Origin of the sequence: Saccharopolyspora erythraea, from assembly GCF_018141105.1 — a bacterium.
GTDB classification, from domain to species: Bacteria; Actinomycetota; Actinomycetes; order Mycobacteriales; family Pseudonocardiaceae; genus Saccharopolyspora_D; species Saccharopolyspora_D erythraea_A.
Genome location: NZ_CP054839.1, coordinates 7,786,548 through 7,799,549, shown reverse-complemented (window position 1 = coordinate 7,799,549; position 13,002 = coordinate 7,786,548). Strand labels below are relative to the sequence as shown.

Here is a 13,002-nt window from a genome sequence, read left to right as displayed (position 1 = left end):
TGCCCGAGGGAGGGGCGATGGCGGAAGCACGGGTGATCCCGCTGCGCGCGTCGGAGCGGAGGTCCGCGTCCGGCGCCGCGGCACGACGCGCGCCGGCCGGCGGCGGGCGCGCCGGCTCGGACCGGTCGAAGGGCTCGTCCGCGCGGGCCGAGGCCCCTGCGGACGCGGCACCCGACGAGCAGGCGGGCGACGTCGCGCCGGACCTCGTCGATGGCCGACCGCCGGAGGGCGGACCAGGGCGGGCCGGTTCCGCTGGTGTCCCCGGCGCGGGCTCCGGTACGGCAGGAGGCGGCGCCGACTGGGAGGACGTGCTGGCCGACGCGCTGGCGTTCACCCGGCGCAGGCTGCTCGGCGACTACAAGGTCGACGAGTTCGGCTTCGACGAGGAGCTGACCGACCAGGTCTTCATGCCCCCGCTGCGGCCGTTCTACGAGAAGTGGTTCCGGGTCGAGGCGACGGGCCTGCACAACGTTCCCGACGACTCCGGCGCGCTGGTCGTGGCCAACCACTCCGGGACGCTGCCGTGGGACGCGATGATGACCACGCTGGCGCTGCGCGACCACCACCCTGCGGGCCGCCACCTGCGGATGCTCGGCGCCGACCTGGTGTTCCGGCTGCCGGTCGTCGGCGCGATGGCCAGGAAGGCCGGGCACACGCTGGCGTGCAACCCCGACGCCGAGCGGCTGCTCAGCGGCGGCGAGCTGGTCGGGGTGTGGCCGGAGGGCTTCAAGGGCATCGGCAAGCCGTTCCGCGACCGCTACAAGCTCCAGCGCTTCGGCCGCGGCGGTTTCGTGTCGGCGGCGCTGCGCACCGGCGCGCCGATCGTGCCTTGCTCGATCGTGGGTGCCGAGGAGATCTACCCGAAGCTCGCCGACATCAGGCCGCTGGCCAGGCTGCTCGGGCTGCCGTACTTCCCGGTGACGCCGTTCTTCCCGCACCTCGGGCCGCTCGGGGCGGTCCCGCTGCCGTCGAAGTGGTACATCGAGTTCGGCGAGCCGATCGAGACCGGCGGTTACCCGGACGGCGCGGCGGACGACCCGATGCTGGTGTTCGGCCTGTCCGACCAGGTGCGCGAGACCATCCAGCAGACCCTCTACCGGCTGCTCTCGCAGCGCCGGAACGTCTTCCTGGGCTGATCCCGGGCCGGCCGCGACGCGGTTGCCGCTGTCGGCGTCGCGTTGCCGCGGATGCCGTCGCGGGCGCGGATTGTAAGGCGATCGGCGCCGCACCGCCTGAGTTGCCGCCGCGGTGATCCCTTGGTCTATTTGTGCTGTTCGGCACGGTCGGCCTGTGGGGAAGGGGGCCGTGCGAACCGTGCCGCACGCCGTGTCCGGGACCTGCTGCGGCAGGCCCCGGCACCGCAACGGCGATCCGAACCGTGCCTCTCATCCGCCGCGACGGCATCCACTTGCCGTCCGCGACCTGCGAGCGCACGGTGGCGGCAGACCGCCGGACCGTGCGCGGCCGAGTTCGGGGGACGGGGCCGGGCTTTCCGCCTCCGGTCCTCTCACCGGACCTACTCAGGCTCGGGATGGTGCAGGATGAGCGTTCCCTCCTCCTTCAGTTCCCACGACCCGTTCGCCGAGCTGCTCAACCGGTTCCTCGGCATCGCGCCGACGGCCTCGCCGCCCGCCGTGCAGCGGGTGCCGATCGGCAGGCTGCTCACCGAGGCGGGCACCCAGCTGATCTCCGCGGCCGCCGAGCGGGCCAAGCAGGACGGCAGCTCCGACCTCGACACCGAGCACCTGCTGTGGGCGGCCACCCAGATCGAGCCGGCGCGCGGCCTGCTCATCCGGGCCGGAGCCGAACCGGACCACCTGGCCGACCGCATCGCCGAGATCCTGCCGGGTGCCAGCAGCCAGCCCTCGGCCAGCCCGGGGCTCACGCCCTCGGCCAAACGCGCCCTGATCCGGGCGCACGTGCGCTCGCGCGCGGCGGGCGTGTCCTACATCGGTCCCGAGCACATCCTCGGAGCGCTGCTCGACGACCCGGACGCCGCCGCCGTCAAGCTGCTGCGCGCCCAGGAGATCAACACCGAAAAGCTGCGCGACCGCGTGGACGGCGCCGCGAGCGCGGAGGGCATCCCGGCGACAGCCGGGCCGAGCGACACTCCGACGCTCGACGACCACGGCCGCGACCTGACCGAGCAGGCGCGGTCCGGGCGGCTCGACATCGTCGTCGGCCGGGGTGAGGAGATCGAGCAGACCATCGAGATCCTCTCTCGCCGCTCCAAGAACAACCCGGTGCTCATCGGTGAGCCGGGTGTCGGCAAGACCGCCATCGTCGAGGGCATCGCGCAGCGCATCGTGGCCGGGGACGTCCCTGAGACGCTGGCGGGAAAGCGGGTGGTCGCGCTCGACCTCACCGGCCTGGTGGCCGGTTCGAAGTACCGGGGCGAGTTCGAGGAGCGGCTGAAGAAGGTCATCGACGAGGTCCGCGAGGCCGAGGGCCGGGTGGTCCTGTTCATCGACGAGCTGCACGGCGTCGTCGGAGCCGGGGGCGGCGAGGGCGGCATGGACGCGGGCAACATCCTCAAGCCCGCGCTGGCCAGGGGCGAGCTGCACGTCGTCGGCGCGACCACGGTCGACGAGTACCGCAGGTACGTGGAGTCCGACGGGGCGCTGGAGCGGCGCTTCCAGCCGGTCATGATCCCGGAGCCGTCGGTCGAGGAGACCGTCCAGATCCTGGAGGGCCTGCGCGACTCCTACGAGGCGCACCACGGGGTCCGCTTCACCGACGAGGCGCTGACCGCGGCCGCGGTGCTCTCCGACCGCTACGTCAGCGACCGCTTCCTGCCGGACAAGGCCATCGACCTGGTCGACCAGACCGGTGCTCGCGTGCGGTTGCGCTCGATGCGCCGCAGCACCGGCGTCCGGGAGCGCCAGGACCGCCTCGCCAAGCTGCGCAGGGAGAAGGACCAGGCGGTCAGCGGCGAGCGCTATGAACGCGCGGCCCGGCTCAAGCACGACATCGAGGTCGTCGAGGGCGAGCTGGCCGGGATCTCCGAGCGCCGGGAGGGCGTCTGCGACGTCACCGGCCACGACATCGCCGAGGTGCTGTCGCGGCGGACCGGCATCCCGGTCGCCCAGCTCACCGAGAGCGAGAAGGAGCGGCTGCTGAAGCTCGAGGAGGCCCTGCACGAACGGGTCGTCGGGCAGGAGGAGGCGGTCACCGCGGTCGCAGAGGCGGTGCGGCGCAGCCTTGCCGGGATGGGTGATCCGGATCGCCCGGTCGGGTCCTTCCTGTTCCTCGGCCCCACCGGCGTCGGCAAGACCGAGCTGGCGAAGGCGCTGGCGGGGCTGCTCTTCGGCGACGAGGACCGGTTGGTGCGCTTCGACATGAGCGAGTTCCAGGAGCGCCACGCGGTGTCACGGCTCGTCGGAGCCCCGCCGGGCTACGTCGGTCACGAGGAGGCCGGGCAGCTCACCGAGAGGGTGCGGCGCCAGCCCTACAGCGTGCTGCTGTTCGACGAGGTCGAGAAGGCGCACCAGGACGTCTTCAACGCGCTGCTCCAGGTCCTCGACGACGGGCGGCTGACCGACGCGCAGGGCCGCACCGTCGACTTCCGCAACACCGTGGTGATCATGACCAGCAACATCGGCGCGAAGCGCATCCTGGCCCACCGCGGTTCGGTGGAGACCATCCGGGACGAGCTGATGCAGGACCTGCACAGCCGCTTCCAGCCCGAGTTCCTGAACCGGGTCGACGAGATCATCATCTTCCACGGGCTCGCCCGGGAGCACCTGACGGGCATCGTCGCCCTGCTGCTGGACCGCAGCAGGCGGCTGCTCCGCGCGCAGGAGGTCGACCTGGAGGTCACCGACGGTGCGAAGCGGTGGCTGGTCGACCGGGGCCACCACCCGGAGTTCGGCGCCCGCCCGCTGCGCCGCACCATCCAGGCGGAGCTGGACAACCGCATCTCGCACCTGCTGCTCAAGGGCGACGTCGAACCGGGCGACACGATCGTGGCGGTGGAGGAGGACGGCGAGCTGGTCTGCACGCTGGCCAGGCCGAGCCGGGACGGCTGACGGGCCCTTGCGACGGCTGGCAATCTGGCCGGGTGACCGACGACGAAGGCACCCGCATCGGCGAGGAGGCGGCGCGCCGGCTCGCCGAGCTCGGCCGCTGCGAGATCGAGCCGGGGTTGACCGACGCCGAGATCGACCGAGTCGAGGCCCGCCACGGCTTCGAGTTCGCCACCGACCACCGCGCCTTCCTCGCGGTGGGGCTGCCGGTGGGCGGGCCGGGGCGGGAGCGGCCCGGCTCCTGGCCTGACTGGCGGAACGGCGACCCCGGGCAACTACGCGCGCAGATCGGCAGAGCCGCCGACCTCCTGCTGTTCGACGTCCGGCACGGGCACTGGCGGCAGAGCTGGGGGCCGCGTCCGGACACGCCGGAGGAAGCGGTCGAGGTGGCGAAGGTGCACGTGGCGCGGGCGCCGGCCATCGTGCCCGTTTACGCCCACCGCTACTTGCCGGCGGGGCGCGGCTTCTACGGCCATCCCGTCCTGTCCCTGTACGGCGCGGACTGCATCTACTACGGCACCGACCTCGCCGACTACGTGCGCCGGGAGTTCGAGGTCCCGCCACCTCCGCGCGGAGACGACTGGCGGCCGCGGGCCACGGTCCCGTTCTGGCGCGACTACCTGTGACCGCGGGACCTCGGGCGGGATTGCACCTGTCACTGCGATGGCAGGTAGGCGAGGACGTTCGCGGCCCGGACTGCCCGCCGCTACATGATTCAGCGAACGCGCCGAAGTTCGGTGCTCCCGTTCGGCTGCCCTCTGCAGATGCCCCACCTCGCCCATCTGTCCACTGTGGACATCGATGCGGGAGGCGACGGCGGACGACACCCTGTTCAGCCCGCGGCTTGCCGCGCGGCTGCTGAGCCACCTGAGCGGGCCGGCTCCGGGCGGCACGCCGCCGACGCGGCAGGTGTCAGGAGCGGTCGCGGCGCCGGTAGGCGAGCCCGGCCGCGATCGCCCCGGCGACCGCGCTGGCCCCGGCGATCGAGTTGAGCCCGATCTTGGCCGCCTTGCGGCCGGTGCGGAAGTCGCGGATCTCCCACCCCCGGGTGCGCGCGATGTCCCGCAACCGCTGGTCGGGGTTGACCGCGACCGCGGTGCCGACCGCCGACAGCATCGGGACGTCGTTGGAGGAGTCCGAATAGGCCGTGCAGCGCCGCAGGTCCAGGCCCTCGCTCGCCGCCAGCGCACGCACCGCGTGCGCCTTCGCCCTGCCGTGCAGCATCTCCCCGACGAGCCGGCCGGTGAACACGCCGTCCTCGCTCTCGGCGACCGTGCCCAGCGCGCCGGTGAGCCCGAGCCTGCGGGCGATGATCTGCGCGAGCTGCACCGGCGTCGCGGTGACCAGCCACACCCGCTGCCCGGCGTCGAGGTGCATCTGCGCCAGCGCCCGGGTGCCCGCCCAGATCCGGTCGGCCATCAGCTCGTCGTAGATCTCCTCGCTGAGCTCGACCAGCTCCTGCACCGCACGACCGCGCACGAACGACAGCGCGTGCTCCCTGCTGGCCTTGACGTCCTGCGGGTTCTCCCGGCCGCCGATGCGGAACTTGAGCTGCTGCCAGGCGAACCCGGCCAGGTCGGAGGCGGTCAGGAACTTGCGGGCGGCCATCCCCCTGGCGAAGTGGAACAGCGAGGCGCCCATCATCATCGTGTTGTCGACGTCGAAGAACGCCGCCGCGGTGAGGTCCGGCGGCGCGGCCAGCGAGCCGTCCGGCAGCCCGGCCGCGGCGACGGCGGCCTCGGCAGACGCACGACCGGCGACCTTGGCGCTGTCCATCGGATCGGGAACGTGAAGATCCTGCTCGCCGTCGTGGCTCGCGCCATCGGCTGAGCCCTGACGTGTCGGCACCGCCGCGCCTCCCGGGGTTCCTCCGGTGTTCGTGTCGTCCTGGTAGCCCAGGGCTGGGATCCGGGCTCGGCAGGCCCGAACAGCAGGGCCCTAGCTTAAAGCCTGTGTTCAACCGGGTTGCCGTGGCTGTGGTAACTCGCCCGCCGCTCAGCGCACGTCGTCGGGCAGGAGCTGGGCGAGGCGCCGGATCGCGCGGTGCTGGAGCGCCTTGATCGCACCCTCGTTGCGGTTCATCCGGGCCGCCGTCTCGGTGACCGACAGGCCCTGGAAGAACCGCAGCCGGATGCATTCGCGCTGGTCGGTGTTGAGACGGCAGACGCTGCGCAGCAGCTCGCGGTTGGTCACCTCGCTGAGCACGTGGTGCTCCGGCCCGACCTGGTACGGCCTGCGTTGCGACGGAGTCTCGGCCAGGTCTGCGGTGGGCACCTCCAGGCGGTTCCGGCCGGACTTGATGTGGTCGAAGATCAGGTTCTTGGCGATGGTGATGAACCAGGCCGCGACGTCCCGGCCCTGGTAGCTGACCGAGGCGATCCGGCGCAGCGCGCGCAGGAAGGTCTCGCTGGTGATGTCCTCGGCCAGGCAGTGGTCGCTGACCCTGAACAGCACGTAGCGGTAGACGACCTGGGAGTACTGGTCGTAGAGCTTGCCGAACGCGTCGCTGTCGCCTTTCTGCGCGGCGTCGACGTAGGCCCAGTTCTCGCCGGGCCCCTCGGGATCGGCAAACGTCCCGGGCGCGGCTTCCGCTCCTGTCCCGTTCGCCTCGGTCGGTGTACCTGGCACCTGACCTGGTGTCGCGGTCCGGGGCAGCGTGCCGGCCGCCGCTGCCGTCCCGGCGGCCGGTCTGGGCTCGACCGCGCTGGGCACCGGGGTTCGCGCGGTCGCGGCGGGTGCCGCGACCGCCCCGGGCGCCGTGACATGGCCGGTGGTCTCCGCCGGCTCCGGCGACGGTGTCTCGGGCGCGGTGCGCCGCGCAGGCCGGACCCGGGTGGCGTGCCGGGCCGCGATCTGGGTGACCGGGGGTTCGAGCGTGTCCGTGCTGCTCATTTCTCGACCGACCTCCTGCCTTGGGGGCGTTTCGGTCCGGTCTCGGTGTGGAGCACCGAGAGGCGTCGCCGGTTGCGGCCGTGTGGCCGGCTTGCTGTCGATGTTGGGCGGTTGGAGGAGCAGCATACGGGTTGCTACTCATAAGTAGGTAGGCCGAGAGGCAGGTGAATTTGGCACCGAGGGCCATTCGTTACGCACGATCCAGGCGATTTGCTGGGTGATTTCGGCCACTCGTGCAAGACTGCGGCCGACGAGTTCGGCGCGGATGCGAGGAGGTCGCCATGTCGGCGGAGACGTCCCCGAGCGTGAACGGCGACGATCCCGGCCGGGAGCCGGCGAGCCGGCTGGAGGACGGCAACATCGCGGACCTGGTGGCGGCAGCCGCCCGCCGCGGGCCCCAGCACCCCGCTCTCGTCGACGGTCCGACCGCGCGCCGACTGACCTGGTCCGAGCTGGACGCCGCGGTCGACGGCGAGGCGCGCAGGCTGCTCGCCGCGGGGGTCGCGCCCGGCGACCGGGTGGCGATCCGCCTGCCGACCGGCGCCGCGTTCTGCGTGGCCCTGTTCGCGGTGCTGCGCGCGGGCGGTGTGGTGGTCCCGCTGCCGACCCCCTCGCCCGGTCCCGAGCTGGCGCGGATCATCGCCGACAGCGGCGCCGAGGTGCTGATCGCCGACCAGGACGCCGTGGACGGGGCAGAGGCGCGAATCCTGCCGCCACCCGATTTGGCACTCAGTGCCAAGCCGGATCCGGTGCCCGTACGGACCGGTGGGGACGACCTCGCGGTGCTGTCCTACACCTCGGGGACTTCCGGCCCGCCGCGCGCGGCGATGCTCTCCCACCGCGCGCTGCTGGCCAACGCCCGCCAGTGCGGCCGGCTGCGCCCGATGCCGGTCAACGCCGCCGACCGGGTGCTGCTCGCGCTGCCGCTGTTCCACGTCTACGGCCTCGGCCCCGGGCTGCTGCAGGTCGCCTCGGTCGGTGCGACCGCCGTGCTGCTGCCGCGCTTCGACGCCGAGGAGGCGCTCGACGCGATCGCCCGGCTGCGCGTCACGACCGTCGTCGGTGTCCCGCCGATGTACGTGGCGTGGCTCGGGCTCCCGTCCGACCGGCTGCGCGAGGGCATGGCCACGGTGCGCCTGCTGACCTCCGGCGCCGCCCCGCTCGGGCCCGAGGTCGCCGCCGCCGTGCGCGCGGCGACCGGACTCGACGTGTTCGAGGGCTACGGCCTCACCGAGACCGGCCCGGTGGTCACCACGACACTCGCGGGCGGGCACGCCAAGCCCGGCTCGGTCGGCAGGCCGCTGCCCGGCGTGGAGCTGCGGCTGGTCGACTCCGACGGAATGCCGCTGGCCGAGGACGACGACGGCGACACCGGCCGGGTCTCGGTGCGCGGGCCGAACCTGTTCAGCGGGTACTGGCCCGACGGCGAGCACGGTCCCGACGCCGACGGCTGGTTCCGCACCGGCGATGTCGGCTACCTGGACGCCGACGGCGACCTGCACCTGGTCGACCGGGCCAGCGACCTGATCATCGTCAACGGCTTCAACGTCTACCCGCACGAGGTGGAGCACGTGCTGCTGGAACTCGACGGGGTGGTGGAGGCCGCCGTGGTCGGCGTGCCCGACGGCGGCACCGGCGAGGCGGTCAAGGCGGTGGTCGTGCAGGCCGACGGCGCGGGGCTGTCGGCGGCGGACGTGCGCGAGCACTGCGCGGCCAGGGTGGCGAAGTTCAAGGTCCCGGCCGTGGTCGAGTTCGCCGAGTCGCTGCCGCATTCCCCGACCGGCAAGGTCGCGCGGCGGGTGCTCCGCGGCTGAGCCCGGAGAACGCCGGCCGGGCCGGGCGGCGAGAATGGGGGGCGACCCCGAGTTCGTGGAGGCGCAGCGAACATGACCGGCACCGCCGCTCACACCGTCACCGTGATGGTCCGGGAGGACTGCCACGCCTGCCACCAGGCCGTCGCCGACGTGGAGCGGATCTGCGGTGAGCTCGGCGTCGGCTGGCACGCCGAGGACGTCGACACCGACCCGGAGCTGCGCGCCGAGTACGGCGACCGGGTGCCGGTCATCCTGATCGACGACGTCGAGCACGGCTTCTGGAAGGTCGAGGAAGACCGGTTCCGCGCCGCGCTCGCGCGCTGAGCCGAACGTCACTCTCTGCCTGGGGGTGCGGGCCTGAGTGCAGGGGCCAGTCCCGAGCCGGGGCTCCGCCCAAGGCGCTCCCCACGTGGGTACGTGGGTCGCCCAACTGGGACTCCGCTGCTGCTGCGCCGAGCCGCTTCGCGAAGTCGTCTCGTCAGCGCACCGCGAAATCAGCCCAGCCGTCCCGCGACACGCCTCCTCCGACACGCCGCGGCGTCGCCGCCGTCACTGGCGAACGCGCCGCCGTCACGGGCCGCCACGGCGGGACCGGGCGGCCCGCCCGGCGCTCCTCGACGGATGCCCCGGGGCGCGAGTGACGTTCGCCGCAGCCCTCTCACCAGACGTTTTGGCACGTCGGGGGGCGATCGGCGATGATGTGGGCGCCAGGCTGTGGGTCTGGCTACCTTCCCCGGCATCGACTTTGTGCATGTGTTCACAAGTAGCTACGGTGTAAGGGGTCGTGTCGCCGGATCCGCGCGACGGCAAGTCGAGTGACACCCGAAAGGGTGGCGCTCGGTCGTGGCCGTTACGCCGAGTGGGCGGCGTGGGATCGGCAGCGGAATCCGGTGGGCGAATCGCCGGGCTCCGGCACGGCCGCGCGTGTTCCGCCTCCACCGCGCCGGAACACGGGTGACCGAACGCGCGCCCACCGGGGAACCGGGCGGCGGGCGGAACGCAGCACCAGGGCGAGGGAGAGCCAGTGACGGCCCACGGAGAGGGCGTGCAGGACGGCGACGGACAGGCCGCGGCCGACGGTCCGTCGCGGCCCGGCCAGTCGTCGAACCGGCCGCCGGAGGCGGCGATCGAGGTGCCCGCGGCGCGGGAGCGGGCCCGGGCCATCCCGGAGGCGGCGGTGGCGCGGCTCGCGGTGTACCTGCGCGCGTTGTCGGGTCTGGGCGAGCAGGGCGTCAGCACGGTGTCCAGCGAGGAGCTGGCCGCCGCGGCCGGGGTCAACTCGGCCAAGCTCCGCAAGGACCTGTCCTACATCGGCTCCTACGGCACCCGGGGCGTCGGCTACGAGGTCTCGGTGCTCGTCGGCCAGATCGAGCGCACGCTCGGACTGACCCGCAAGCACAGCGTCGCGGTGGTCGGGATCGGTAATCTTGGTCACGCCCTGGCCAACTACGGCGGCTTCCCGAGCCGGGGTTTCCCGGTCTCCGCGCTCTTCGATCTCGACCCCGATCTGGTGGGCGTCCCGGTCGGAGGCATCCCGGTCAGCCACATCGACGACATCGTCGAGGTGTGCTCCGAGCGCGAGGTGACGATAGGCGTGATCGCCACTCCGGTGCAGGGGGCGCAGGAGGTCTGCGACCGTTTGGTCGCCGGAGGCGTTGCGTGCATCCTGAATTTCGCGCCCGTCGTCCTCCAGGTCCCCGAGGAGGTCGAGGTGCGCAAGGTGGACCTGGCGGTGGAGATGCAGATTCTTTCCTTCCACGTCGCCCGCAGGCAGCAGGAAGCGGCCGCGGTCGACGGTGCCGGCATCGGTGCCCCGTCCCCGGACGGCGCGGCACCGGACGGCGCGCCCTCCGGCCGTGCGGTGGGCAACGAGATCGACCCGATGAACGGGATGGTGGTTCGGCCGTGAACCTGCTCACCGTCGGGCTTTCGCACCACAGCGCGCCGGTGCGGGTCCTGGAGCGAGTCGCGATCGGTGCCGACGAGCTCGGCAAGGTCCTGCACGAGCTGCTCCAGCGCGACCACATCTGCGAAGCCTTCGTGGTGTCGACCTGCAACCGGGTCGAGGTCTACGCGGTCGCCGAGACGTTCCACGGCGGCCTCGAGGACGTGACCTCGGTGCTGGCCCGCCACTCCGGTTCCGACGTGGCCGAGCTGACCGACCACATGTACGTCTTCTACGCGGGCGCCGCCGTCGAGCACCTGTTCTCGGTCGCCGCCGGGCTGGACTCGATGGTCGTCGGCGAGGCCCAGATCCTCGGCCAGATCCGCCAGTCCTACGGCGTGGCCGACGAGGCGGGCACGGTCGGCAAGACCCTGCACGAGCTGGCGCAGCAGGCGCTGCGGGTCGGCAAGCGCGTGCACGCCGAGACCGGCATCGACTCCGAGGGCGCCTCGGTGGTGTCGGAGGCGCTTGCCGACGCCGAGACCGAGCTCGGCGGCCTGGACGGCCGCCGTGCGCTGCTGGTCGGCGCCGGATCGATGGGCGGGCTCGCCGCCGCGCAGCTGCGCCGCGCGGGCATCGGCGAGGTCGTGATCGCCAACCGGACCGCCGTGAACGGCGAGCGGCTCGCCGAGTCGCTGCGCACCGACGGCGTGACCGCCAGTGCGGTGGGCCTCGACGGGCTGCGGTCGGCGATCTCGTGGGCCGACCTCGTCGTCACCTGCACCGGCGCCGTCGGCGCGGTGGTGACCACCGAGCACGTCGAGACCGGCGACCGCGGTCCGCTGGTGTTCTGCGACCTCGGCCTGCCCCGCGACACCGCGCCCGAGGTGGCCGAGCTGCCCGGTGTGACCGTGGTCGACCTGACGACGCTGCAGCGCAGGCTTTCCGAGCAGCAGGGCGGCAACGAGTCCGAGCGGGCCGCCGCGATCGTCGCCGAGGAGGTGCGCGGCTACCTCGCGGCGCAGCGCTCGGCCGAGGTGACCCCGACGGTGACCGCGCTGCGCAAGCGTGCCGCCGAGGTGGTGGACGCCGAGCTGCTGCGGCTGGACTCCAAGCTGCCCGCGCTGGAAGGCGACGTCCGGGACGAGCTGGCGCGCACCGTCCGCCGCGTGGTGGACAAGCTCCTGCACGCGCCGACCGTCCGGGTCAAGCAACTCGCGTCGACGCCCGGTGGCTCCGGCTACGCCGACGCACTCCGCGAACTCTTCGAACTCGATCCGCAGACCGCCGCGGTGCTCGGCACCGTGCAGGCTGACGACGGCCGCGCGCGCGGCTCGGCATCGGTGGCCGAGGCCCGCCGGGCCGGCGCCCCGGGCGCCCGCGACGAGCTGCGCGATCTGCCCGCACAGGACGGTGATGACCGTTGAACAAGACCCTCCGCATCGGTACCCGGGGCAGCGCGCTGGCGATGGCGCAGACCTCCTGGGTGGCCGAGGCGCTGGAGAACGCCGGCTACCGCACGGAGCTGGTGACCGTGAGCACGCCGGGGGACCTGTCCATGGCGCCGATCGCCGAGATCGGGGTGGGCGTGTTCACCTCCGCGCTGCGCGAAGCCCTCGCCGACGGTGAGGTCGACGTCGCGGTGCACTCCTACAAGGACTTGCCGACCGCACCGGACCCGCGGCTCTCGCTTGCCGCCGTTCCGGTTCGCGAGGACCCCCGGGACGCGCTGGTGGCCCGGGACGGTCTGACGCTCGGTGAACTACCCCCGGGCTCCGTCGTGGGCACCGGTTCGCCGCGTCGCGCAGGCCAGCTCAAGGCCCTCGGCCTCGGGCTGGAGGTGCGCGACATCCGCGGCAACGTGGACACCCGGATGCGCAAGGTGACCGACGGCGAGCTGGACGCCGTCGTGCTCGCCCGCGCCGGCCTGGCCCGAGTGGGCCGGCTCGCCGGGATCACGGAAACGCTCGATCCACTGCAGATGCTGCCCGCGCCCGCTCAGGGCGCGCTGGCAGTGGAATGCCGCGTCGACGACGTGGACACCGAGCACCTGCTGCAGTCCGTTTTGGACGATCAGGCCAGCCGCGTCGCGGTGGCCGCCGAGCGCGCCATGCTGGCCGCGCTCGAAGCGGGCTGTAGTGCGCCTGTCGGCGCGCTGGCCGAAGTGGTGGAGGACCTCGACGCAGACGGCCGCGTGGCGCAGCGGCTGTTCGTGCGCGGGGTGGTGGCTGTCGACGACGCTTCCGGGCGTGTCGACCTGCTGCGTGCCTCCGTCACTGGTGAGACGACCGCCGCTGAGCAGCTGGGCCGTGAACTGGCCGCCCAGCTGCTCGATGCCAGGGCCGCCCTGCTCAGCGGCCCTGGGCAGTAGTTGATGGGGAGTGCC

Annotated in this window: 10 protein-coding genes; 8 read left to right on the top strand and 2 right to left on the bottom strand. The window is 72.9% G+C overall.

The window, feature by feature from the left end; all coding sequences use genetic code 11:
- Window positions 1–17: 17 nt before the first annotated feature.
- The 3 genes from HUO13_RS35020 (at window position 18) to HUO13_RS35010 (ending at window position 4,651) form a co-directional block, all read left to right on the top strand.
- Window positions 18–1,136 carry a lysophospholipid acyltransferase family protein gene (locus HUO13_RS35020; protein WP_211899126.1) on the top strand — a complete coding sequence of 373 codons (1,119 nt, stop codon included), beginning with the start codon at window positions 18–20 and terminating at the stop codon, window positions 1,134–1,136.
- A gap of 405 nt (window positions 1,137–1,541) precedes the next feature.
- Window positions 1,542–4,028 carry an ATP-dependent Clp protease ATP-binding subunit gene (locus HUO13_RS35015; protein ID WP_249124300.1) on the top strand — a complete coding sequence of 829 codons (2,487 nt, stop codon included), beginning with the start codon at window positions 1,542–1,544 and terminating at the stop codon, window positions 4,026–4,028.
- Window positions 4,029–4,060: 32 nt separating this feature from the next.
- Window positions 4,061–4,651 carry a hypothetical protein gene (locus tag HUO13_RS35010; RefSeq protein ID WP_211899125.1) on the top strand — a complete coding sequence of 197 codons (591 nt, stop codon included), beginning with the start codon at window positions 4,061–4,063 and terminating at the stop codon, window positions 4,649–4,651.
- 286 nt (window positions 4,652–4,937) lie between these two features.
- Here the strand turns inward: HUO13_RS35010 and HUO13_RS35005 are convergent, their stop codons facing one another.
- Window positions 4,938–5,801: an HAD family hydrolase gene (locus HUO13_RS35005; RefSeq protein WP_211899124.1), complete on the bottom strand. Its 864-nt coding sequence runs from the start codon at window positions 5,799–5,801 to the stop codon at window positions 4,938–4,940.
- A 219-nt stretch (window positions 5,802–6,020) separates the two neighbouring features.
- The gene (locus HUO13_RS37955) at window positions 6,021–6,680 is read right to left on the bottom strand and encodes a sigma-70 family RNA polymerase sigma factor (RefSeq protein WP_432757871.1); all 660 of its coding nucleotides are present in this window, start codon (window positions 6,678–6,680) and stop codon (window positions 6,021–6,023) included.
- Window positions 6,681–7,198: 518 nt separating this feature from the next.
- On the opposite strand from HUO13_RS37955, the gene HUO13_RS34995 reads away from it, so the two are divergent.
- The 5 genes from HUO13_RS34995 (at window position 7,199) to hemC (ending at window position 12,987) form a co-directional block, all read left to right on the top strand.
- Window positions 7,199–8,731 carry an AMP-binding protein gene (locus HUO13_RS34995; RefSeq protein WP_211899122.1) on the top strand — a complete coding sequence of 511 codons (1,533 nt, stop codon included), beginning with the start codon at window positions 7,199–7,201 and terminating at the stop codon, window positions 8,729–8,731.
- Between the two features lie 72 nt (window positions 8,732–8,803).
- Window positions 8,804–9,055, top strand: coding sequence for a glutaredoxin family protein (locus HUO13_RS34990; protein ID WP_211899121.1), 252 nt, complete (start codon window positions 8,804–8,806; stop codon window positions 9,053–9,055).
- Window positions 9,056–9,755: 700 nt separating this feature from the next.
- On the top strand, window positions 9,756–10,640 hold the full coding sequence (locus tag HUO13_RS34985; RefSeq protein WP_211899120.1) for a redox-sensing transcriptional repressor Rex: 885 nt from the start codon (window positions 9,756–9,758) through the stop codon (window positions 10,638–10,640).
- Entirely contained in the window at window positions 10,637–12,043 is a 1,407-nt protein-coding gene (locus HUO13_RS34980) for a glutamyl-tRNA reductase (protein WP_211899119.1), read from the top strand. The genes HUO13_RS34985 and HUO13_RS34980 overlap by 4 nt, the downstream gene beginning before the upstream one ends.
- The gene (gene hemC / locus HUO13_RS34975) at window positions 12,040–12,987 is read left to right on the top strand and encodes a hydroxymethylbilane synthase (RefSeq protein ID WP_211899118.1); all 948 of its coding nucleotides are present in this window, start codon (window positions 12,040–12,042) and stop codon (window positions 12,985–12,987) included. The genes HUO13_RS34980 and hemC overlap by 4 nt, the downstream gene beginning before the upstream one ends.
- The last annotated feature ends 15 nt before the right edge of the window (window positions 12,988–13,002 follow it).